This window comes from Halomonas shantousis, assembly GCF_054654615.1.
This window is the reverse complement of sequence record NZ_BAAIER010000002.1, coordinates 234,523-255,263: the sequence shown is the minus strand read 5'-3', so window position 1 is coordinate 255,263 and position 20,741 is coordinate 234,523. Positions and strand designations below refer to the sequence as shown.

23 protein-coding genes are annotated in these 20,741 nt (G+C 62.9%); 7 read left to right on the top strand and 16 right to left on the bottom strand.

Translation table 11 applies throughout. The annotated features are described in order from the left end of the window. Positions 1-82: 82 nt before the first annotated feature. From ACYQ12_RS01865 to ACYQ12_RS01855, 3 genes are all read left to right on the top strand, one after another. The gene (locus ACYQ12_RS01865) at positions 83-1,060 is read left to right on the top strand and encodes a YihY/virulence factor BrkB family protein (RefSeq protein ID WP_459866867.1); all 978 of its coding nucleotides are present in this window, start codon (positions 83-85) and stop codon (positions 1,058-1,060) included. 185 nt (positions 1,061-1,245) lie between these two features. After that, positions 1,246-2,136: a complex I NDUFA9 subunit family protein gene (locus tag ACYQ12_RS01860; protein ID WP_459866864.1), complete on the top strand. Its 891-nt coding sequence runs from the start codon at positions 1,246-1,248 to the stop codon at positions 2,134-2,136. Positions 2,137-2,183: 47 nt separating this feature from the next. Then, a complete protein-coding gene (locus ACYQ12_RS01855; protein ID WP_459866861.1) occupies positions 2,184-2,666 on the top strand; it encodes a cupin domain-containing protein in 483 nt (160 codons plus the stop codon). A 75-nt stretch (positions 2,667-2,741) separates the two neighbouring features. On the opposite strand, the gene ACYQ12_RS01850 is transcribed toward ACYQ12_RS01855, so the two are convergent. From ACYQ12_RS01850 to corA, 8 genes are all read right to left on the bottom strand, one after another. Next, entirely contained in the window at positions 2,742-4,187 is a 1,446-nt protein-coding gene (locus tag ACYQ12_RS01850; protein ID WP_459866858.1) for a methyl-accepting chemotaxis protein, read from the bottom strand. A gap of 250 nt (positions 4,188-4,437) precedes the next feature. Next, entirely contained in the window at positions 4,438-4,734 is a 297-nt protein-coding gene (locus ACYQ12_RS01845; protein ID WP_459866855.1) for a c-type cytochrome, read from the bottom strand. A 95-nt stretch (positions 4,735-4,829) separates the two neighbouring features. Continuing rightward, positions 4,830-5,285: a c-type cytochrome gene (locus tag ACYQ12_RS01840; protein WP_459866852.1), complete on the bottom strand. Its 456-nt coding sequence runs from the start codon at positions 5,283-5,285 to the stop codon at positions 4,830-4,832. Positions 5,286-5,360: 75 nt separating this feature from the next. Next, positions 5,361-5,900 carry a methylamine dehydrogenase light chain gene (locus ACYQ12_RS01835; RefSeq protein ID WP_459866849.1) on the bottom strand — a complete coding sequence of 180 codons (540 nt, stop codon included), beginning with the start codon at positions 5,898-5,900 and terminating at the stop codon, positions 5,361-5,363. Between the two features lie 11 nt (positions 5,901-5,911). Further along, positions 5,912-6,517 (bottom strand): methylamine dehydrogenase accessory protein MauD, encoded by a 606-nt coding sequence (mauD, locus tag ACYQ12_RS01830; RefSeq protein ID WP_459866846.1) that lies wholly within the window; start codon positions 6,515-6,517, stop codon positions 5,912-5,914. Then, entirely contained in the window at positions 6,514-7,047 is a 534-nt protein-coding gene (locus ACYQ12_RS01825) for a MauE/DoxX family redox-associated membrane protein (protein WP_459866844.1), read from the bottom strand. Before ACYQ12_RS01825 ends, mauD begins: the two co-directional genes overlap by 4 nt. Further along, positions 7,044-8,210: an amine dehydrogenase large subunit gene (locus ACYQ12_RS01820; protein ID WP_459866841.1), complete on the bottom strand. Its 1,167-nt coding sequence runs from the start codon at positions 8,208-8,210 to the stop codon at positions 7,044-7,046. The genes ACYQ12_RS01825 and ACYQ12_RS01820 overlap by 4 nt, the downstream gene beginning before the upstream one ends. A gap of 226 nt (positions 8,211-8,436) precedes the next feature. Then, the gene (gene corA / locus ACYQ12_RS01815) at positions 8,437-9,405 is read right to left on the bottom strand and encodes a magnesium/cobalt transporter CorA (RefSeq protein ID WP_459866838.1); all 969 of its coding nucleotides are present in this window, start codon (positions 9,403-9,405) and stop codon (positions 8,437-8,439) included. Positions 9,406-9,728: 323 nt separating this feature from the next. Here corA and ACYQ12_RS01810 point away from each other — a divergent pair, with 323 nt between their 5' ends. Beyond that, on the top strand, positions 9,729-11,486 hold the full coding sequence (locus ACYQ12_RS01810) for a sensor domain-containing phosphodiesterase (RefSeq protein ID WP_459866835.1): 1,758 nt from the start codon (positions 9,729-9,731) through the stop codon (positions 11,484-11,486). Between the two features lie 30 nt (positions 11,487-11,516). Here ACYQ12_RS01810 and ACYQ12_RS01805 read toward each other — a convergent pair whose 3' ends face one another. The 5 genes from ACYQ12_RS01805 to ACYQ12_RS01785 all read right to left on the bottom strand — a co-directional run bounded on the left by ACYQ12_RS01805 (position 11,517) and on the right by ACYQ12_RS01785 (position 15,301). Beyond that, a complete protein-coding gene (locus tag ACYQ12_RS01805; protein ID WP_459866832.1) occupies positions 11,517-11,987 on the bottom strand; it encodes a COG4315 family predicted lipoprotein in 471 nt (156 codons plus the stop codon). Between the two features lie 90 nt (positions 11,988-12,077). Next, positions 12,078-12,530: a YqaA family protein gene (locus tag ACYQ12_RS01800; protein ID WP_459866829.1), complete on the bottom strand. Its 453-nt coding sequence runs from the start codon at positions 12,528-12,530 to the stop codon at positions 12,078-12,080. A 153-nt stretch (positions 12,531-12,683) separates the two neighbouring features. Then, the gene (locus tag ACYQ12_RS01795; protein ID WP_459866826.1) at positions 12,684-13,625 is read right to left on the bottom strand and encodes a DUF808 domain-containing protein; all 942 of its coding nucleotides are present in this window, start codon (positions 13,623-13,625) and stop codon (positions 12,684-12,686) included. 57 nt (positions 13,626-13,682) lie between these two features. Next, complete coding sequence (locus ACYQ12_RS01790) at positions 13,683-14,300, bottom strand: cyclodeaminase/cyclohydrolase family protein (RefSeq protein ID WP_459866823.1); 618 nt, start codon at positions 14,298-14,300, stop codon at positions 13,683-13,685. A 2-nt stretch (positions 14,301-14,302) separates the two neighbouring features. Beyond that, on the bottom strand, positions 14,303-15,301 hold the full coding sequence (locus ACYQ12_RS01785) for an MBL fold metallo-hydrolase (RefSeq protein ID WP_459866820.1): 999 nt from the start codon (positions 15,299-15,301) through the stop codon (positions 14,303-14,305). Between the two features lie 238 nt (positions 15,302-15,539). Between ACYQ12_RS01785 and ACYQ12_RS01780 the strand changes: the two genes are divergently transcribed. Continuing rightward, positions 15,540-17,180: a putative bifunctional diguanylate cyclase/phosphodiesterase gene (locus tag ACYQ12_RS01780; RefSeq protein WP_459866817.1), complete on the top strand. Its 1,641-nt coding sequence runs from the start codon at positions 15,540-15,542 to the stop codon at positions 17,178-17,180. Between the two features lie 16 nt (positions 17,181-17,196). Beyond that, positions 17,197-17,640: a BLUF domain-containing protein gene (locus ACYQ12_RS01775; protein WP_459866814.1), complete on the top strand. Its 444-nt coding sequence runs from the start codon at positions 17,197-17,199 to the stop codon at positions 17,638-17,640. Here the strand turns inward: ACYQ12_RS01775 and ACYQ12_RS01770 are convergent. Genes ACYQ12_RS01770 through ACYQ12_RS01760 form a run of 3 tightly spaced genes read right to left on the bottom strand, consistent with a single transcriptional unit; the run spans position 17,637 to position 19,630 of the window. Continuing rightward, complete coding sequence (locus ACYQ12_RS01770; RefSeq protein ID WP_459866811.1) at positions 17,637-18,254, bottom strand: TPM domain-containing protein; 618 nt, start codon at positions 18,252-18,254, stop codon at positions 17,637-17,639. The genes ACYQ12_RS01775 and ACYQ12_RS01770 overlap by 4 nt on opposite strands. 39 nt (positions 18,255-18,293) lie before the next feature. Further along, positions 18,294-19,076 carry a TPM domain-containing protein gene (locus tag ACYQ12_RS01765; RefSeq protein ID WP_459866808.1) on the bottom strand — a complete coding sequence of 261 codons (783 nt, stop codon included), beginning with the start codon at positions 19,074-19,076 and terminating at the stop codon, positions 18,294-18,296. Further along, entirely contained in the window at positions 19,076-19,630 is a 555-nt protein-coding gene (locus ACYQ12_RS01760; protein ID WP_459866805.1) for a LemA family protein, read from the bottom strand. The genes ACYQ12_RS01765 and ACYQ12_RS01760 overlap by 1 nt, the downstream gene beginning before the upstream one ends. A gap of 170 nt (positions 19,631-19,800) precedes the next feature. Between ACYQ12_RS01760 and ACYQ12_RS01755 the strand changes: the two genes are divergently transcribed. Next, positions 19,801-20,712 (top strand): NAD(P)/FAD-dependent oxidoreductase, encoded by a 912-nt coding sequence (locus ACYQ12_RS01755; protein WP_459866802.1) that lies wholly within the window; start codon positions 19,801-19,803, stop codon positions 20,710-20,712. Positions 20,713-20,741: the final 29 nt, after the last annotated feature.

Below are 20,741 nucleotides of genomic sequence, written 5' to 3'. Positions count from 1 at the left end.
CCCGTCTCGCGTATTCGGCAGCCCAGGCATGGCTTGGCTACAGTTTATCGGAAGCCATCTGCAGACGTGCATGGAAGGGCTTATGACGATTCGCAAATCATCGCAGCCTCGGCGTGGCCGTCAGGCCGAGCGACCGACACAAATTCCCTGGGCGGGCTGGCTGGATGTGTTGTGGCGAGTCAAGGGTAACATCGGCCGCGACTATATTCCCGTCTTGAGTGCCGGCATCGCATTTTATGGCTTGTTGGCCACTTTCCCGATCATTGCGGCAGTTATTGCCCTATGGGGCCTATTGTTCGACCCCAGCCAGATTGCCCAGCAGATTTCATTGATCAGCCATTTACTTCCGCCCGAGGCAACGGACATCATCGGGCAACGCATCGAGCAGACTCTCGAAGACCTGGGGACGAGTATCAGCCTGACTGCGGCCGGTGCCCTGGCACTGGCTATCTACAGCGCCTCCCAGGGCATGTACTGGCTCATGCAGGGACTGAATTCCATTTACGGGGAGCATGAGAGCCGGAGTCTGATCAAGAAGATTGCCGAGACGCTGGCGCTGACCACGGGTGCGATATTCATGACGATAATTGCGCTGGGATTGATCGCCCTGATCCCCATCATCACGAGCGTACTCAACATGAATGACACCCTTGCCATGGCTATCGGGCTCTTGCGCTGGCCACTGCTGATGATCATGGTCATGCTGGCCGTGGCGATCATTTATCGCTATGCCCCGGATCGCCAGGAACCGCGCTGGCAATGGATCAGTGTCGGCTCGTTACTCTCGGTCACGTTGTGGATAGCGGGATCGGTCGGTTTTTCCCTTTATGTCAGTCACTTTGCCAGTTTTGGCCAGGTTTATGGATCGCTGGGTGCCGTCGTTGTCCTGCTCATCTGGTTCTGGCTGTCTGCCTTTACCGTGCTGCTGGGGGCAGAATTCAACAGCGAAATCGAGCATCAGACGAAACACGATACGACGACCGGCGCAAAAGAGCCGATGGGGGAGCGTAGTGCTTACGTTGCAGACACGGTAGGTGAAGACAAGACACCAGAACGCTAGTGCCGTATGGTCGTTGAGGCGCTGCTCTCATGTAAGCCGACAGTGGTGCATTTGCCTTCTTGAATCTCGTCAGCGCTCATGAGCAGCCCCTATACTGCCAAGCGTGGCAGTCGTAACGGGATGCGTCGCCTTCAGCATGATTGCCACGCCTCGCTCCACATTCGCTCAACGCAAGGGACGCCACAATGGCCAAGCGCATCGTCACGGTTTTCGGCGGCACCGGCTTCCTGGGCCGCTGCATCGTGCGCCGCCTGGCGGATGCCGGGATCACGGTACGAATCGCGGCCCGCCATTCGCATCGTGTGGACGTGCCCGGCACGGTGGAATTCCAGCCCACCGACGTGCGCGACGAGGCGGCCGTCGCGCAGGCCCTGCAGGGGGCCGAGGCCGCAGTCAATGCCGTCAGCCTGTACGTCGAACGCCGCGGCCTGAGCTTCGATGACATCCACGTCGTGGCTGCCGAGCGGATCGCACGCCTTGCCGCCCAGGCCGGCGTGGCCACCCTCGTACACATCTCCGGCCTGGGCGTCAGCACGACGTCCTCCTCGGCCTACGTGCGGGCCCGCGCCCAGGGCGAGCAGCGGGTACGCGCCGCGTTTGCGCAGGCGGTCGTCCTGCGGCCCAGCGTCATCTTCGGTCCGGACGATGCGTTCCTCAGTGCCTTGGAGGGAATGACCCGGCTGCCGGTCATTCCCCTGTTCGGCGACGGTCGCGTGAGGTTGCAGCCCGTCCACGTCGATGATGTGGCCGCCGCTGTCGGCCGTGTGGTGGAGTGGCCCGCCGCCGCAGGCAGGGTCTTCGAGCTGGGCGGTGCCCAGGCGTATCGCTATCGCGATATCCTGCAGGCGGTACTGAAGAGCCATGATCGCCAACGTCCGCTGCTGCCGGTGCCGTTTGCGGTGTGGCACCGCCTTGCCGCCCTGGGCTCGCTCCTGCCGAACCCACCGCTGACGCGGGATCAGGTCACTCTCATGGAAAGCGACAATGTCGTCGGCCAGGGTGCCGATACCTTTCAGACACTGGGCATTACCCCACGCAGTCTGGAAGCGGCATTGGTCACAAGTGATCCGCGCTGAACCCGTCGTATCATGCGCATCAAAGGCCCGTTAGCCGAGGAAATCCCATGGGAGCACAATATTATCCCGTCGCGATCATCGCCGCCGACACGCCACCGCGCAGCCAGCCCTCCCGTTATCCGCCAGTGTTCGCCTCACGCCTTCACGGACGAGAGAAACGGCCTCTCGGCGATCTGTTCGGACTCACCAACTTCGGCGTCAACGTGACCCGGCTGCCGCCCGGTGCCATGTCGGCACTGCGTCACGCGCACTCCCGTCAGGATGAGTTCGTTTATATCTTGAGTGGCTTTCCGACACTGATTACCGATGCGGGAGAAACCGTTCTGGCTCCCGGGATGTGCGCCGGTTTCAAGGCCGGTAGCGGTGACGGGCACCATCTCGTCAACCGCGCTGATACCGAAGCGCTCTATCTGGAAGTCGGCGACCGCTCGGCAGGCGATATCGTGAGCTACCCGGACGATGATCTAGCCGCCATGCTGGGCGCCAACGGCCAATGGCAGTTCGCCCACAAGGATGGCAGCCCCTACTAGACAGATGTTCTCCCTCTTTCCGACCATGGCCAAGCCCCAAACGGGCTCACGAAGACCAGGAGCCGCTGAACCGGTTCAGGTCAGTGACACTTCGGTCGCCCCGGCCGCGACAGGCAAGCGCGATGTTTGCTGCAATGGGGATGAAACGGGCGGCGTGGCGGCGCTCTTGTCATCACCCTCGTCAGCGCTTGCGACATCCTCAGGCAGTGTCGTGAAGCGGGCGACATGCGCGTCGAGCAGGCCGGAACGATGATATAGATCCCGTGCCGCCAGTGCCGACTGCTGAGTCATGGCGGCATTGTGCTGAGCCGTGGCCTCGATCTGGGCAATGGCGCGACTGACTTGCTCGATCCCATCGCTCTGTTCCTGCGAGACCTGGGCGATCTGGCTGAGCAACGTGGCGACGTGCTGGCTGGCGCTCTCGGCCTCACCCAGCGCCTTGCCGGCTGCTTCGATCCCCGACGCTCCCTGATTGACGCGCTCATGCGTCTCTTCGATCAGCTGTCGAATGCTGGCCGCGGCTTCCGCCGAGCGCCGTGACAGGATGCGGACCTCATTGGCGACCACGGCGAAGCCCCGCCCCTTTTCGCCGGCCCGCGCAGCCTCGACCGAGGCGTTAAGCGCCAGAAGATTGGTCTGAAAAGCGATTTCATCGATGATGGCGATGATCGCGAAAGCCTGCCGCGAGCAGGCGCTGGCATTGTCACGCAGGCCATGGCTGTTGTACCGCATCGTCTGGACCATCTCCTGCAGCGCCTGCTGCATGTGTGCCAGTGACATGAACAGCTTGCCTATCTCATTGTTGCTGCGGGCTTCGATCTTGGCGGTGAGATCGCCTGCGGCGATACGCTCGAAATGGTGCCGAGCCTGGCCAAGTGGCCGAAACAGGGCCCGCTGGGCCAGCAAATAGCCCAGAAGCATCAATGCACTGGCCAGCACGAGCAGAGCGGGGATGCCGATACGCATCCGGTCGACGTTACGCGTGATCGCCCCGGTGGCGTCGGCTCCCACGGCCCCGGCGTGTTCGGACAATTGCGCCAGGGCAATGTCGAGCTGATCGGTCAACAGGTTGGCCTGCGTATTGGCCTCGGCATAGTCATCCAGATCCCAGCGCTTGAGGGCATCGAAGGTCGGCGTGATGCCTTGTGCGATCAATGCATCGAAAGCGGCTTGGGCCGCCTCGATCAGCGGCGCCTCTTTCGCGCCCACTTGGCTGGACTGCAATTGCAGCAGCGCTTGCCGTGCTCGGGAAAAGGAGGCCTCGGCCTGTTCCCAGGCGGCCTTGGCGGGCTTGACCTTGAGCCGGTTGTACAATGTCTGGTAGGTGTTGAGCTGCAGGCGCGTGCTCATCAGGGCGCCGTAGGCCTGCTCGGCCGCCCCGATACTGGTGACATTCAGTCGGTGGAGCGTGTCGAAGGAGTGCTTGGCTTCCTTGAGCGCGACGAACCCTCCCGTACCCACCAGCAGTACCATCAGCGCAAAGACGCCGAGCATGAGACCCATCCCGGTGCGTAGTGTCATCGTTTTCCTCTGCGTGTCTCCGTCTCTGGCTTGCGGCGCGTCGTGTCCTGATGCGACAGCACAGCGACACGGACGCGTGCCAGAGCAGGCTTGATAGAGCGTTACATTGTTATCAAGCCAAGTAACGGAATGATGACAATCGAACGTGACGTCGCGGCGCAGGTTACCGTCTCATTGCGATCCGGTTGGCTGCCACTGCAGCTCGAGGGGGCGGATTCGCCCAAGATGGCCTTTCATGTGGTTGGTGTTTTCACTGCTGTTCGAGTATCCACTCCGCCAGGATACGGGCCTGCTCCTCGCTGACCCGGTTGGGCACCATGGGAACCGGGCCCCACTTGCTCTGGCTCCCATTGAGGATACTGTGCATCAAGGTTGCTGTTGCATCGTCCTGCCCTGCATAGCGGGACGCAACGCTGCGAAAGGACGGTCCCACGACCGGTGTGTCGATGGCATGACAGGACGAACAAGCCTTCTGCCGGAACAGGGATTCGGCGTCCTCGGCATTCGCCGGTTGCCGGAGGCCCATCGTGACCAACCCAAGCACCATGATCATCCCTAACAATGTGACGGTCCCGGACCCACCCATCCCTTTTTTCATGACTGCCTCGCTCGTCGATAAGGTTTCGCCCGCGTGAAGACGCCTTACGGCCAGGGGTAGGTGGCGACCGGCAGGCCCAAGACTTCGAGTTCACGCACCACGTCGCGACGCAGAACCACCACGTCAGCGACGTTTTCTTCGCGCAGCCTGCGCACCTCGGCCTCGGTAAACGCCTGATAGCCCGCTCCCGCCGAGTCTCCGCCCCAGCGCTGCATCAAGTAGTTGGTCACTTCGGCGATTTCCCGGTGGCTGAGCTGCGAACCGACGACTCCAGGGACATGCATCAGGTAGAGCCGGCCGTCTTGCGTCATGGCAAGCGAGCCGACCTTTCCTCGAAAGTCGGGAATACCGGCATTCGGGGCACCAGCCCCGCTCATGCCATGACAGCCGGCACAGCGTAGGAGATAGTTCGTCTGCGGGCTCCTGTCCGCCGACGCAGGCGGCAAGCCGGCCAGCAGAGCGGCAGCCATCACTCCCGGTAGGAATCGTCTAGCTTGCATCGAAGCGCCCCCCCTGGCCCGGGCCGTCTATCCAGAACGATCGGCGGCCCGGGACTCGTCGGTAGCGTGCCGACGCTATTCGGCCAAACCGACCAACAATGCCACCGTACAGTGATATCCCTGCGAGGTGTTGGCCATGCACCAGTTGATATCGTTGTGCAGTCCCATCCGGTAACCGGGGCGTTCACGTTCGCTGACCAGACACGAATCCCCCAGACACATGGCCTTCCCGCAGCAATCGTTGTAGGAGACAAGATAGTTCTTGCCGTCGTTGGGATTGCTGCAGGTCCCGACCCACGACACGGCCGAGGCCTCGGAACCCGGCGGACAGCTGGTCAGGGTACCGCCGCAATCGTTGCACAAGGCGCCGTCCAGCGCGCAGTAGCGCCAATAGTCGCAACTGGCCGGATCGTTGGGATCCGGCGTGTCGGAGGCGGCATATGCCAGGCCGAAGTTGCGATCGAACGGCAGGATCGGCAAGACCGCGGCACCCGCCATGAACGTGCCGGCGCGCGTCAGGAAATTGCGTCGGCCACTGCGCTGGGCGACATGCCGGGCCATGCGTTCGGAGCCTTGGTCCATGCGCGCCAGGAAAGCATCCAGGTATCGTTTCATCGTGCCGTCTCCTACCGTGTTTGAAGGGTAACCTGAGGATCATCCAGATACGCCTGGATGGACCCCACGCCCTGCTCGTGCGCGTTGAACAGGCTTTCGAGCTGCTCCCGGGTATTCACCAGCCCCTTGGCCTTCACCACGCCGTGTGCATCAACCAGAACGGCGAATGGCAGGCGCGACACGCGATAGCTGATACCCAGTTCCGGCGACAGTACGTAGGCAAACTCCTCGAGACGGGCCGTCTCGAGGAAGCGCCGATGCCGGGGCTCCTCGCCGTCGCTGGCCAGCACGACATTCAGCCAGTGGTCTTCGCTGCGACGCACCGAACGCAGCACCGGCAGCAGTTTCTTGCACACCGGACACGTCGGCGACAGGAAGAAGACCAGCGTCGATCTGTCACTTTCGGCGCCGATGGTTACCGGGCCTCCCGTCAGGCTGGTCAAGGTGAAGCTCGGAGAGGCGTCCCCTACCTTGGGTCCCGAGTCATTGACCAGAGCGCCCATCGGAGTCACGCGCTCGAACAACACGCCGATCTGGCGCGCCAACAGCAGGAAGGCGAAAGCCAGCAGGATGATCGCAACGAAGAGAATGACGAGAGCGACATGGATCAGGCTCATAGCGATACCTTTATCGGGGGGTTCAGGATCAGCGAGTTGCCGTTCAACTGCTCGAAGAGCAGATAAAGCGTCCATAACGTGAAGCCGGCCATCACGGCCAGTGACGTGGCGGCCGGCCCTAGTGCCGCCGGAACGCTGCTAGCGGCCAGCAGCGCGATGCCGGCCAACGCCAGGTTGCGCGCAACCAGCACCGCGTTGAGCCGCTGGGGAACCCCGCCACAGCCGCATTCGATCTGGGTGCGTCCACGCCGAAGGTTGATGGCGATGGCGGCGGCATAGGCCACGAGCAGTGCGGCGGTCAGCATCAGCCCGGCACTGCGCGTCGGGGCAAATAGCAGCAGCATGAGCATCGCCAGTTCGGCACCGACCAGCAGCGCGGCCACCGGCCGCCCCCAGCGTTCGGGCAGCAGCTGGTAATCATCGACGAAGCCCTGGAACTCGAGGAAGTCGAAGAGTTTGTGCAGCACGGCGCGAAGCAGGACAAGGACGATGAAGGCCAGCCCGACCAGACCCAGAAAAGCCGTCATCATGGCGTCACCGTCAGCGACGTGTTCCAGCCGACCGTGTCGTCGCTAGCCACCTTGGTGAACTGGAAGCCTTCGTCCCCGCTCAGTGCGTAAGCGTCCACGGACTCGTCCTCCTCGTTGGAGCCATAGAGATGCGGGCGTTCCTCCTGGGTGACGTCGATGGCCACCAGGTGCTCCGCCGGGGAGCGGCTGACCAGGGTGCGATCACTCAGGCGGTAGGCCCAGATCTCCTCGGAGGCATCCTTGTGACTGCCCTCGGCGCCATCCGAATGCATGAGCAGGAAGACCATGTCGTTCGGGGCGTTGTAGGCCGAGACCAGATACCCGCCAGGCACCCAGCCGCCCTCGATCCCCTCCGTCACGGCGATCTTCTCGTCGAATACCACGCTGTCGCCGCTATCGTCGGCGAGATAAAGATTGCCGTTGAAGGAGGTGAACAGCAGTCTGCCGTCCTCGAGTCGCTGGGCGTGTAGGTAGAGTGCATCATTGTCGATATCGAACAGCGCCTCGGAACTGGCCACCTCATAGCCATCATCCTGTGGAGAGTAGGTCTTGATCGTGCCGTCGCCACACAACGTTGAGAAGCGATACCCCTGCGGGGTGGGATAGATGCCGTAACAGCCGGGCGTCGGCACTTCGTTCACCACCTCGCCCGACGCCAGATCGACAACGGTGACCGACGTTGCCGGGGTGGCGTTCTGGATATAGACATAATTCTCATCGGCGCTGGTCTCGATCAGCTGGGTCATGCCGATGGCTTTGGCCGCCTTATTGGGGATGACGATTTCCTGCACCGGCGTCAGGCCCGCCACGTCGAAGACCTGCAGGACGCTTTCCACCGGGCCGTAGGTGTAGCGCTTCATGTAGTCGGAAAAGGCGAATATGCGGCGACTGTCATTCGACAGCAGGATCTGCGAGGTCAGCCCCAGGGACATCAGTCCCTTGTAGGCGAGATTCTCTTGGCCGTAGACATGGATACGACTGGCGCCGTCCCAGGAGGCGCTGTTGACGAACACGTTGGCCCCCGGTTTGATCGACGCCTCGACCGTGAGTTCTTCCGGCGTGAATTCGGAATCCGTTTCTTGCGCCGCCGATGCCAAGGGCATCATGCCGGACAGCAGGGCACTGATGCCCAGCACATGCGGTAAACTTGGGGTGAAATACATAGAGGCCTCCCGGTGGACGAACCGCGACACGACATGCCATTCAACAAGCGTGCCAGCGCTGCCTCACCCGAGCACCGGGAAGCGCTAATACAGCTGATATCTATACGCTTTTTTTATCGATCATTCGTCGCTGCCGTGCCCACTCCGACGGAAACGGGCGATTTGCGCACCGTAACGGTGCCGTTTTCGACAGTTGCTGCGCATTCTGCACCACGGCCGCATCCTTTCAGAACCACCCTCTGCGGCGGAAGGCCCATACCAGCCAGACGCCGATGACGAGCATCACCGTGAGCACCATGAAATAGCCGTAGCGGAAATTCAGCTCGGGCATGTGCTCGAAGTTCATCCCGTAGATGCCGACGATGAAGGTCAGGGGAACGAAGATGGCGGTGATCACCGTCAGTACGCGCATGGTGATGTTGAGTTGGTGCGAGGAGATCGAGATATAACCGTCGATCAGGTCGCCGCAGATCTCATAATACATCTGCGTCAGGCTGTGCAGACGCTCGAAGCGCTCAAAGACATCGTTGATGGCGTGCAGGGTCTCGGCGTTTTCGCGCGGCAAATGATGATAGTCGTAGGCGATCAGCTCCTGCGTGATGCCCAGATGGTAGTTGAACACCCGGCGCATCTTCACCAGGCGCGAGCGGTAACTGATGATCCTGCGCATCAGTTCGTCGTTACCGGCCGTCTGCAGCTCGTCCTCCAGATCGCTGAGCTCCGTCTCGAAGTCGAGCAGGCTGTCCAGATAGAAGCCGGCGGAGATGTACATGATCTTCAGGGCGACGTGCTCGGGCGATTTCTGCAGCAGCGCCTGGCCGCCGCTCTCGAACAGGCGGTCGATACTCTTGGCCAGGCTCTCGTGCAGGCTGATCAGGTATCGCTCGCCGACGAAGAACGACATCTGCTGCGGCTGGTAATTGATTTCGGCATCGAAAGAGGCGATGCCGCGATAGATGATCAGGGTATGCGACGCGAACTCCTCGATCTTCGGCGGATGCCGGTCGCGCAAGGCATCGTTGATCGCCATGGGATGGCAGTCGAAGTTCTCCAGAAAGGCTTTCTGGCTCTCCGCTGTCTCGCCTTGCAGATCGATCCAGATATGGCTATCCGGCTCGCGTCGCCACTTTGCGATCAGTTCCTCACCGCCATGCTGCGAATGGCCATCGGGCGTGACCAGCAGGGTACGTATCATATTCAGCCTGTCCGTTTACATCGGGTTGCCTTGCCATCGTGCAGCAGGCGCGTATCGCTGGCTGCGCCCGCCCCCGCCGAGATTAACGCATCGATGCCCCTTTGTCGGCCTGACGCCGCTCCCGGCTTCGTCCTATGCCCCATCTGCGGGCAAGCTCTCGACAGCACCGGCATCCTTAGCATCAAGCGACGGTTAGCGATACCGTCGATGCGTTAAAAGTGCGTTCTTGCAAGGTCTTAACTCGTGATAATAGGCTTTACGAATTGTTACGTTAAAGTAGCGCCATGCGAGCTTCGTGCATGAATCATTCAGGGACGCCTTCCATGCCAGATTACGAGCAGGCGCGGCTTTTCGCGCTACGGCAACTCAACCTGCTGGATACGCCGCCCAGCGAGAGTTTCGACCGCATCACGCGCATGGCCAGCCAGCTCTTCAACCTGCCGATCGCCGCGGTGTCGCTGACGGATCAGGACCGCCAATGGTTCAAGTCCCGGGTGGGGGTCGATCACACGGAGATCCCGCGCTTCAAGGCCTGTTGCGCCGAGGTCAGCGACTCCTCGCGGGTAGTGGTCGTGCCGGATCTGCTCGAATCCCACTCATTCAGGGATAGCTACCTGGCCGAATCGGGCATCCGCTTCTATGCCGGCGCACCGCTGTTGACCCGCGAAGGTTATACGCTGGGGGCGATGTGTGTGCTGGGCACGGAGCCACGGGCCATTAGCGAACAGGAGGAGGCGGTACTCCAGGATCTCGCGGCGATGGTCATGGCCCAGATCGAGCTGCAGCACGCCTTTGGCCGCATAGACCCGCTCACCGGCCTGCCCAACCGCAGCCAGTTCGTCGAGGATATCGAAGACATGGCGCGGGAGGCTTCTGCGACGCCGCGCTTCGCGATGTTCACCGAGCTGGTCGATGCGACACAATCAGGCATGCTGCACCGCATCCTGGGCCCCGCCCATCTGGACAGACTGGCGCGAACCGCGGCCCAGCAGTTGCAGCAGACACTGCCAAAGGGCACCCGGCTGTATCACATCGGCCCCTGCCAGTACGTGCATCTGCTGCAGGCGGACAGCGACGCCGAGCTGTTGGATGAGGCGCTGCGCCTGCGCCGGGAACTGATGTCGCTCAATCCGACGCAGGCCGCGGCGGTGCTGGTGCGTCCAGCGATGGGTATCGCACCGGTACTGTTCGGCGAGACGACGCCGGAAGACATACTGCGTACGGCCCACAGTGCCTGCCAGGATGCCCGGCAGGCCGAAACGGGCGTCGGCATCTACTCGCTGGCGCTCGATGCCCGTTATCAGCGGCGCTTCACGCTATTGGGGGATATCCATAGCGCACTGGAATCCGAGGACCAGTTGCGCCTGGTCTACCAGCCACGGGTGGCGCTGAGTTCTGGCGCCTGCGTGGGTGCGGAAGCACTGCTGCGCTGGCGCCACCCCACCCTCGGGGATATCTCGCCGGCCGAGTTCATCCCGCTGGTCGAGAATACGCCGCAAGCCCGTCCGCTGACGGCCTGGGTCGTGCGCAAGGCCATCGCCCAGGTCGCCGCCTGGCGGTGTCAGGGGCTGTCGCAACGGATCTCGCTCAACGTCTCGGCAGTCAATCTCGAGGAAGAGGATTTCGCGCAGCGCCTGCTGACGCAGATGGAACAGGCGGCACTGCCCTTGAGCGCCATCGAGCTGGAGCTGACGGAGAGCGCCCTGGTCGGCAACAATCGTGCGGCACGCGAGCAGCTCGACACGCTGATCGCCGCCGGGATCCGAGTCGCCATCGACGACTTCGGTACCGGTTACAGCAGTCTGGCGTATCTTCAGGAAATCCCGGCGCATGTGGTGAAGATCGATCGCTCGTTCATCAGCGGCCTCGGCCACGACTCGCGCAGCCAGACACTGGTCAAGGCCATGATCACCATGGCCCATGAGCTGGGCTACCACGTCGTTGCCGAAGGAGTGGAAACCGAGGACGTCTATCAGCGCCTCGCGCAGCTCGACTGCGACGAGGTGCAGGGCTACCTGATCGCCAGACCGATGGAGCAGGACGCCTTCGAGGCCTGGCTGGCTGAGCCTGCCGGATACTGACGGCTGCGATGGGCACGCGCCGATGACGGATCACTGCCCCTTCTGCTGCGTGTTCTTCGTTCCGTCCGGTGCCACCAGGTACCATTCGCCACCGAAGCCGTGGACGTCCTGGCCGTTGACGTCTCCCGCCTGCTGATCCTTGGCGAAATAGTAAAGCGGCCACCCCCCGTAGGTTACCTGCGTCTGCCCATCCTCGCGCTGGAAAGTCCCCAGCAGATCCTTTTGAAGCGTGTCATCGGCCTGCGGATGGTCATCGACCGACAGCAGGGGCGGCCACACCTCGGCACACTTGTCATGACAGGTGCTGGCGGCCTGAGCATCGCCCTGTCCCTGCGTGTCGGTGGTGAAGAGATACAGGGTCCGTCCCTGAAAATCGGCCACATAGGTGCCGTAACCTTCCGCCTGTTGTGTCGTCAGGGCAACGTCGTCGCTATCCGGCTGGGCCAGGGCGGTTCCGGCAACGGTCATGGCGGCGATCGCCGCCAGTGCAAGCAGTTTCATCTCAGTCGCTCCTCAGGGTATCGACAGATTCAATATAGCCGTTTCCGCATTGGCATGAAGGCAGGCTTGGCACCACTTGCAGGCGCTTCCCTAGAACTGCTGCATGGCGAGCAGAATGACGGCGTAACGGGCCCCCTTGCCGATCGCGGTCAGCACGAAGAACAGGGGAAAGGAGACGCGCATCAGCCCGGCGATGAAGGTCAGCGCATCGCCACCGACCGGCAGCCAGGCCAGCAGCAGCGACCAGACGCCGAAGCGGTTGAACCAGTGCTGCGCGCGTCCCAGCTTGTGGGGCTTGAAGGGAAACCAGCGCCGCTCCTTGTACTGCTCCAGATAGCGGCCCATCACCCAGTTCAGCGCCGCTCCCAGGGTGTTGCCGGCGGTCGCGACCGCCAGCAGCGCGAAGGCGTCGTAACCGGCGTGCGCCAGCCCGACCAGCGCCACTTCGGAGTAGAAAGGCAGCAGTGACGCCGCCACGAACGAGGACACGAACAAGCCCAGATAACCGGTCATCGCCTCTCCTTGCTCCGGTGTGTATGGCATCGCCCTGCACTTCCTCGTCAGCGCAGAGGATGAGAATGCATTGAATACTCCGTGAAACCAGGCATGAGCACTCGGCCCTGCACAGCAGGATCGACTGCCGCTCCGGCCGTGCAGGGCCGCCAACCAGCGGGCTCGCGATGATCGGCCACGGCGTCAGCGCGCCGCCCCGAACTTGCGTCTAAGACGGGTGAAGCCCTTCACGACCGCCAGTACCAGGGCGCCGGCCAGGATCCCCAGGACGATATTTAGCAGCATCGCACTGAGAGAGCCGGCAATGATTCCAATACCGGGCAGTGTCTCGGCCGCGCGGGCCACGCCTTCCACCGAGTGGTGAAGAAACGGAATGCCGTGGGTGAGAATTCCGCCCCCGACCATGAACATGGCCACGGTGCCGACGATCGACAACCCCTTCATCAGATAGGGGGCGGCCCGCAGGATGGTATCGCCGACCGGCCGGGCCACGGAGGTTCCCTTGTCGTGGAGATAGCCGCCCAGATCGTCCAGCTTGACGATTCCTGCGACCAGACCGTAGACACCGACCGTCATGGTCAGCGCGATTCCCGCCACCACCACCACCTGCTGCGTGAGGCTGGCACCCGCCACGGTACCCAGGGTGATGGCGACGATCTCGGCGGAGAGAATGAAATCGGTACGCACGGCGCCTTTGATCTTGTCCTTCTCCAGGGCCCGGATATCGCTCTGGGTATCCGCCAGTCTCTGGCGATGGCGCTCACGCGCTTCCGCCTCCTCGTGGCGGTCATGCAGGAAGCGGTGGGCCAGCTTTTCGAAGCCTTCGTAACAGAGGAAGGCGCCGCCCAGCATCAGCAAGGGCGTCACCAGCCATGGCGCGAAGGCGCTGATCAGCAGTGCCGCGGGCACCAGAATCAGCTTGTTGCGCAGCGACCCCTTGGCCACCGACCAGACCACGGGCAGCTCCCGGTCCGCCCGGACACCGGTCACCTGCTGGGCATTGAGCGCCAGGTCGTCACCCAGCACACCGGCGGTCTTCTTTGCCGCCACCTTGGACATCACCGAGATATCGTCGAGAATCGTGGCGATGTCATCGATCAGAGTCAGTAAGCTTGCGCCGGCCAATTTCGCTCATCCTTTCAGCGTGGGATTCAAGGGCTCAGCATAGCGGCGCCGGCCCTTTCACGACACGTCGGCTCGCTGCAGCACCCGATACCGGCGGTCGGCCTCCTGCTGTAGCGCCTGACGCTCACGATGCGCCCGTTCCCGCCTGGCGTCATCGTCGAGGCTCGCCAGATTCGCGTCGACATTCAACAGCACCGCGCTCAACCCGGCATGCAGCAGGAAACCGCCGGCCACCACGTCACTGCGCAGACTGGCGACTGTCAGCGGCAGCGCCTCGGTCGCCAGGGTCAAGGCCTCGAGACAGGTCTCGGCGGTGGCCAGCGGAATGGCATTGATCCTCACCGCCGCCTCGGCAACGGCCCGGTCGCGCTCCTGCTGCTGTGCCCGGGAATCCCGGGGCAGTTGCGTGGCGTTCAGGTAATCCTCGAAAGCGGCCATGTCCTGATCGGCGTGCCGGCCCAGCGTGTGAAGCAGCGCTTGCGCCTGCTCGGCCAGAACGGTGCGTCGGGCGTCGTGCTGCCTGGTCTGGCTGATGCGCAGCCCTTTCATGACCAGGGCCAGGCCGACATCGGCGGCCGCCGCCGCCGCCGCACCGCATCCTGGCGCTGCACGCGAGACGATGGCATCGCGAAACTCGGCGAGAGGCATGCTCCACACACTGGAAGATGTCGACATGATCATGGGCTCCGGGGGGCTGATGCGCGTTGTCCACCGTCCATTTTATGCAGCACCCCCTCCCGCGACAGCCGGTAGGCGTCGAAGTCGTTGGCCAGGAACAGCTCGCCCTGATAGTAGCACCGGGCTTCGGCCGCGATATCACCGATCGAGGGTGTCGCCTCGCGGGCATACTGATAGCGAGGACTGAAGTGGGTGAGCACGAGGTTCGCCAGGCCCCGATCCCTGGCAAATGCCGCCACGTCAGCGGCGGTACTGTGCTGGTTGCTGGTGCCCAGCCGCGCAACGACATCGCGGGTGTAGGTAGCCTCGTGCACCAGCACGTCGGCGCCGCGACACAGGGCATCGAGCAGGTGGGGCGTGTCATTATCGCCACCGACCACGATCTTGCGCGCGCGCCTTGTCGGCAGCAGCACCTCCTCGCCGGTGAGCCGCGAACCGTCCTCGAGAAGCACCGCCTCGCCCCGGAACAGGCGCCCCCAGTCGGGCCCGGAAGGTATCCCCAGAGCCTCGAGCCGCCCGGTATCGAGCTTACGCTCGACATCTTTCTCGACGAGTGCATAGCCGTACGACGCCACGCCGTGCGAGAGAACCGCAGCTTCGAGGGAAAAATCCCGGCAATCGAGCGGCCCGGCGAGTTCCTCGACGGCGTGAAACTCGACCGGATAGGTCAGGTGCAGCCCCGTCGACGCCTGGACGGCATCGAGAAAATCACGAATTGCCCGCGGCCCGACGATCCGCAGTGGCGCCTGCCGCCCGGCCATCGAGGCGCTGGCCAGCAGACCGGGCAGGCCGTAGCAGTGATCGCCATGAACATGGGTGATCAGCACCGCCTCGAGCCGGTTGAGCGACAGCGGCGTGCGCAGGACCTGATGCTGCGTTCCCTCGCCGCAATCGATCAGGTACCACGCCTTGGCGCTGCGCTTCTTGACCGCCAGCGCCGAAACGTTGCGCGCCTTCGTCGGAATGCCGGCGGAGGTTCCCAGAAAGATCATCTCCATATAATCTGCCTTATAAGAATCGACGCCAGGATACATTACCGTGTCACAGTGATAGCGTAGGCTTTTGATATCGGACATTCGACCGTTTGAATTCCAGGCGAGACTGTCGGACGGCCTGCGCTAGGCAAAAGGATTCAGCGGCAAGGGATGACTGACGATTATGCCCAGCAAGACAAGAACAACGAATGTCCATCCGAACCCGGGCCTCCGCACTTCGGTAGCGCATAGTGAGGCAGGCTTGGACTTCACGACCTTTGCCCAAGCCGCCAGCATGGCCTCGGTCGGACTCACGCTGCTCGACATGCAAGATAAGGTGATCTACGCCAATCCGGCCTTCGCCACCCTGTTCGAGCTGGCGGACAAGCCGGGGGCAGGCCAACCGCTGCTGGACTGGTTCGGGAGTGCCGCCCCTTCTGCACGACACTCCCTGACGACCCTGCTCGCCCGTCCCGAGGGCGCCTCACTGCATGTCCAGAGCGCCAACGGCCGCGTGATCACGCTACACATCGGTGCCCAAGGCAACGCCACCCGCCTGATCAGCGCGACGGAAGTGGCCAGACCGGACGATATCCTGCGCGACGAATCCCCGATCCTGTGCGATCCATTGACCCGTCTCGGTAGCCGACAATGCTTCGAGAAAGCGCTCAGCCAATGGGCGCCCTTCAACTCCGAGACCCAGCCGCTTGCGGTGATCATGATCGATCTCGATCGTTTCAATCAGGTCAACGACACGCTGGGGCATACGATCGGCGATGCACTGCTCAAGCTCGTCGCCAGACGTCTGAATACCGTGATGCACGATGAAGACATCGTGTTCCGCCTGGGCGGAGACGAATTTGCCATTCTTCACTTGCCCTGCACCACGTCCGGTAGTGCGGAATCTCTGGCCAAGCGTATCGTCGACCTGCTCAGCCGGCCTTTTCTGATCGAAGGGCAGCAGGTCAACATCGGCGCCAGCGTGGGTATCGCCATCCTGCACGATGGCACTCACGAGACTGACAGCCTGCTCAAGCATGCCGAACTTGCCCTGTATGCCGCCAAGGCGGCAGGCCGCGGCACCTTCCGTTTCTTCGAGTCCCACCTGGAAGCCCGCGCTCTCGAGCGTCGCCACATGGAGCTCAACCTGCGCCGTGCATTGGGGCTTCGGGAGTTCCAACTGGTCTACCAGCCGCAAGTCTGCGTGGCGACGCGGGAACTCAGCGGCTTCGAGGCACTGATCCGCTGGAACTGCGGCGACGGCGGTCCGGTTCCCCCCACGGAGTTCATTCCCCTGGCCGAGGAGATCGGCGAGATCCACGCCATCGGCGAGTGGGTGATCCGTGCCGCCTGCCAGGAAGCCGCCACCTGGGACAACGCGCTGACCGTGGCCGTCAATGTCTCGCCGCTGCAGTTCGAGAGCGACCGTCTCGTCGACATCGTGCGTGATGCATTGGCAACGTCCGGACTGGCGCCGGAGCGCCTGGAGCTGGAGATCACCGAAGGCGTGCTGATCGGCAACTCGGAGGCGATCATGCAGCGGCTGTGGGAATTGCGCGACATGGGCGTGGGCATCGCCATGGATGACTTCGGCACCGGCTACTCGTCGTTGAGCTACCTGAACAGCTTCCCGTTCTCCAAGCTGAAGATCGACCAATCGTTCATTCGCGGTGAGCAGTCGCCCAAATCCCGGGCGCTGGTCGAGGCTATCCTGACCCTGGGTTCGAGCCTTGGCATGACGACCATCGCCGAAGGCGTCGAAACGCAGGCACAGTTCGAGACACTGGCCCGAAGCGGCTGCGAAAAGGCTCAAGGCTATCTCATCGCCCAGCCGATGCCACCGGAGGCGATCGGGGCATTCTGTCACTCGCCGTGGGCAGCGTCCCCCTGTCCTTCTTGCTGACAATGAGGACCCGACCATGGCCGATACTCTCTATCGACTGGTCTACCTTAGCCGCAACGCCATCCCCGGAGATAGCGAGACGCAACGCCACGAGATCGAGCGGATTCTTGCCATCTCGCGACACAAGAACCCCTCCGCCGGCGTAAACGGGGCGCTGCTGTTCAATGCCGATCGCTTCGCTCAAGTGCTCGAGGGGCCGCGCCATGCCCTGGAGACACTCTTCGAGTGCATCCAGTGCGATCCTCGCCATACCGATATCGTTGTGCTGATCTTCGAGCCCATCGCCCAGTGCAGCTTCTCGCAATGGGCGATGGGCTACGTCACCGCCGATAGCGACGCTCCCCGACACATTGCCGCGCTGGACGACCAGCCTGACACCGACACCAGGCAGCAGATCGGCGAGCGCGTCTATGCCCTGCTGCAGACGCATCTGCTCGCGGGGAATGGCGACAAGCCCTAGGGCAGGATGACCAGCCGGTTGGGCAGTTCGTTGCGCTCATGGGTCGCCGGCAGGTGCCGCTTGAGATGCTCACCGCACGACTCGATGCATTCGAGAAATCCCTGCAGGGTCTGGCCCTGCCTGACATGGCGCGTGAAGGCTTCGACCGAGGCCTGCCAGGTCGCATCATCCAGGCGCCTGGAGATGCCCTGGTCGACCAGGATCTCCACGTAGCGCTCGGCTTCCGAGACGAAGATCAGCATGCCGGTGCCGCCCTCGGTATGGTGCAGGTTGTGCTCGAGAAACTGGCGCCGGGCCAGGTTCGATGCCCGCCAGTGGCGTACGCTACGCGGAATCAGTCGTGTCGTGACACGAGGGATGCGAAAGATCAGGCTCAGCACGATGAACGTGGCCCATTGCACCAGCAGCAGCGCCGGGGCACTCAGCCAGCCGGGGAAGAAATTGATCACGCCGGGGACCACCAGGGCGATGATCCCCGCCCACAATAGGGGAATGTAGGTGTAGTTGTCCGCCTGCGCGGCGAGCACCGTGACCAGCTCGGCATCGGTTTCGCGCTCGATGCGGGTGATCGCCTCCGCCACCTGGCGTTGATCGCTCTCGCTCAGTAAAGCCATGCGTTGTCGTTTCCCGTGAAGTGATCTTGCTCGATTGAATCACCAGCCGCCCGAAGCGCCACCGCCACCGAAGCCGCCCCCACCACCGCCGAAGCCACCTCCGCCGCCGAAGCCACCTCCGCCGCCGAAACCGCCACCGGACCCGCCGCGGCCGCCCATCATCGAACCCAGCAGCGCCCCGGCGAGCAGTCCGCCTCCGCCGCCACGTCCGCCCCGGCCGCCACCGCGCACCAGCGCCATGACGATGATGAACATCACGAAAAACAGGATCGACATGGGACCCTCGGCGCGCTCCGAGGCCTGTTCCGGCTGATCGCCGCCCTGCGTGTCGAGAGGGTCGCCGCCGAGTACCTGGACGATCGCCTGAGTCCCTTCGACGATGCCGCGCTCGAACTCGCCCTCGCGGAAGGCCGGCGTGATGATGCGGTTGATAATCAGCGACGATTGCGCATCGGTCAGGCGCCCCTCCAGACCGTAGCCGACCTCGATGCGCACTCGGCGGTCGTCGCGGGCGACGATCAGCAGCGCGCCGTTGTCCTCGCCCTCCTGGCCGATGCCCCAGTGGCGACCGAGCTGATAGCCGTACTCCTCGATGGCGTAGCCCTGCAGATCGGGCACGGTCACCACCACCACCTGCTCGGTGGTGTCCTGCTCATGGGCGGCAAGCATCTGCGTCAGCTCGGCCTCGGTCTGGGTGTCGAGCAAATCGGCCTGATCGACGACCCGGCCAGTGAGTTCGGGAAAGTCGGGCTGCTGCGCCTGGGCCAGCAGCGCCCAGCTCAGCAGCACCAGCAATACGGGCAAACGCAGTCGTTGAATCATCAGAACTCCACTTGCGGTGCCTGATCCGCATCGGGCGCCGTGGCTTCGAAGTTTTCGCGAATCGGCATGTCGCTGTACAGCAGGCTATGCCAGATGCGCCCCGGGAAGGTGCGGATCTCGGTGTTGTAACGCTCCACCGCCTGGATGAAGTCGCGCCGGGCCACCGCGATACGATTCTCGGTGCCTTCGAGCTGGGACTGCAGGGCGAGGAAGTTCTCGCTCGAGCGCAGCTCGGGATAGTTCTCGGACACCGCCATCAACCGGCTCAAGGCGCCGCTTAGCTGACGCTGCGCCTGTTCGAACTGCTGCAGTTTCTGCGGGTCGTCGAGCGACTCGGCATCGATGTTGATCGAGGTCGCACGGGCCCGGGCCTCCATCACTGCGGTCAGGGTCTCCTGCTCCTGATTGGCATACCCCTTGACCGTCTCCACCAGGTTGGGCACCAGATCCGCGCGACGCTGATACTGGTTCTCCACCTGGGACCAGGCCGACTTGACCTGCTCGTCGTAAGTGGGAATGTTGTTGATGCCGCAGCCGGACAGAAGAAGTGCCATGATAAGGAAAATGGCCCACTGCCACGGGTAACGAGGGAAGGAAGATGCCCGCTGGGTTTGCATGATTGGTTGATTCCCGGTTCCTGAAAGTCGTGCTGTCAACGTACACCTCAAGAGCTCATACGAGAAGGAAGTTCACACAACCCGCAACGTCAAGGAAGGCTTACGCTATGGACAACGGCGAACGCTACGAATGTCTGGTGATCGGTGCCGGCCCCGCCGGCCTGACCGCCGGAATCAATCTCAACCGCTTCTTCCGCAGGGTACGCATCGTCGATGCGGGGTACAGTCGCGCCTCGCTGATTCCGCTATCGCACAACTATCCGGGCTTCACCGAAGGCATCAACGGCAACGACCTGCTGGCACGTCTGCGCCAGCAGCTCGAGGATAACGGCGGAAGCGTGACGCCGGGCCATGTCACGCGCCTGACGCGCTCCGCCGAGGGCGATTTCATTGCCGAGACCGAAAACGAGCGCATCCAGGCCCAGACGGTGCTGCTGGCCACCGGTGTGGTGGATATCGAGCCGGACCTGGAGGGCTTTCAGGATCTCAAGCGGCAGAGCCTGATCCGCTACTGTCCCATCTGTGACGGCTACGAGTTCACCAACCAGCGCATCGGCGTGATCGCCAGAGGTGCACATGGCATGCGCGAGGCGCTGTTCATCAAGCGCTTCAGCCAGAAGCTGACCTTTCTCGGCATCGACGGCGATGCGGGGCTCAACCCGCTTCAGATCGAGTATCTGCAGCGCGAGCAGGTCGAGGTCGTCATCGACCATGCCCGCCGGATGTACCGGGACGCCAACGGCGTGATCCATATCGAGATGGCCTCGGGCGAGGCGCATGAATTCGACGTGCTGTACTGCGCACTGGGCAGCCGCGTGCGCAGCGATCTCGGCCGCATGCTTGGCGCCCGCCATGACGGCGACGATTATCTGATCATCGACGAGCATATGCAGACCGGCATCGAGGGGCTTTATGCCGCCGGCGACATGACCAACCGGCTAAGCCAGCTGACGGTCGCCACCGGCCAGGCGGCGATTGCCGCGACGGCGATCCACAACCGCCTGTTGGGGCGCTTCTAGGTTCTGCCCGGGAAATCGGCAAGCGATGC

What these genes read in the sequence shown, in the direction of transcription:
- ACYQ12_RS01805 (WP_459866832.1), bottom strand. Translation starts at nt 11,987, where the DNA reads ATGAAACTGCTTGCACTGGCGGCGATCGCCGCCATGACCGTTGCCGGA.
- ACYQ12_RS01845 (WP_459866855.1), bottom strand. Translation starts at nt 4,734, where the DNA reads ATGGTGCTTGGGTTGGTCACGATGGGCCTCCGGCAACCGGCGAATGCC.
- ACYQ12_RS01800 (WP_459866829.1), bottom strand. Translation starts at nt 12,530, where the DNA reads ATGCCATACACACCGGAGCAAGGAGAGGCGATGACCGGTTATCTGGGC.
- ACYQ12_RS01835 (WP_459866849.1), bottom strand. Translation starts at nt 5,900, where the DNA reads ATGAAACGATACCTGGATGCTTTCCTGGCGCGCATGGACCAAGGCTCC.
- ACYQ12_RS01785 (WP_459866820.1), bottom strand. Translation starts at nt 15,301, where the DNA reads ATGGAGATGATCTTTCTGGGAACCTCCGCCGGCATTCCGACGAAGGCG.
- ACYQ12_RS01775 (WP_459866814.1), top strand. Translation starts at nt 17,197, where the DNA reads ATGGCCGATACTCTCTATCGACTGGTCTACCTTAGCCGCAACGCCATC.
- mauD (WP_459866846.1), bottom strand. Translation starts at nt 6,517, where the DNA reads ATGAGCCTGATCCATGTCGCTCTCGTCATTCTCTTCGTTGCGATCATC.
- corA (WP_459866838.1), bottom strand. Translation starts at nt 9,405, where the DNA reads ATGATACGTACCCTGCTGGTCACGCCCGATGGCCATTCGCAGCATGGC.
- ACYQ12_RS01855 (WP_459866861.1), top strand. Translation starts at nt 2,184, where the DNA reads ATGGGAGCACAATATTATCCCGTCGCGATCATCGCCGCCGACACGCCA.
- ACYQ12_RS01865 (WP_459866867.1), top strand. Translation starts at nt 83, where the DNA reads ATGACGATTCGCAAATCATCGCAGCCTCGGCGTGGCCGTCAGGCCGAG.
- ACYQ12_RS01825 (WP_459866844.1), bottom strand. Translation starts at nt 7,047, where the DNA reads ATGATGACGGCTTTTCTGGGTCTGGTCGGGCTGGCCTTCATCGTCCTT.
- ACYQ12_RS01765 (WP_459866808.1), bottom strand. Translation starts at nt 19,076, where the DNA reads ATGATTCAACGACTGCGTTTGCCCGTATTGCTGGTGCTGCTGAGCTGG.
- ACYQ12_RS01820 (WP_459866841.1), bottom strand. Translation starts at nt 8,210, where the DNA reads ATGTATTTCACCCCAAGTTTACCGCATGTGCTGGGCATCAGTGCCCTG.
- ACYQ12_RS01860 (WP_459866864.1), top strand. Translation starts at nt 1,246, where the DNA reads ATGGCCAAGCGCATCGTCACGGTTTTCGGCGGCACCGGCTTCCTGGGC.
- ACYQ12_RS01770 (WP_459866811.1), bottom strand. Translation starts at nt 18,254, where the DNA reads ATGGCTTTACTGAGCGAGAGCGATCAACGCCAGGTGGCGGAGGCGATC.
- ACYQ12_RS01810 (WP_459866835.1), top strand. Translation starts at nt 9,729, where the DNA reads ATGCCAGATTACGAGCAGGCGCGGCTTTTCGCGCTACGGCAACTCAAC.
- ACYQ12_RS01840 (WP_459866852.1), bottom strand. Translation starts at nt 5,285, where the DNA reads ATGCAAGCTAGACGATTCCTACCGGGAGTGATGGCTGCCGCTCTGCTG.
- ACYQ12_RS01760 (WP_459866805.1), bottom strand. Translation starts at nt 19,630, where the DNA reads ATGGCACTTCTTCTGTCCGGCTGCGGCATCAACAACATTCCCACTTAC.
- ACYQ12_RS01850 (WP_459866858.1), bottom strand. Translation starts at nt 4,187, where the DNA reads ATGACACTACGCACCGGGATGGGTCTCATGCTCGGCGTCTTTGCGCTG.
- ACYQ12_RS01790 (WP_459866823.1), bottom strand. Translation starts at nt 14,300, where the DNA reads ATGTCGACATCTTCCAGTGTGTGGAGCATGCCTCTCGCCGAGTTTCGC.
- ACYQ12_RS01755 (WP_459866802.1), top strand. Translation starts at nt 19,801, where the DNA reads ATGGACAACGGCGAACGCTACGAATGTCTGGTGATCGGTGCCGGCCCC.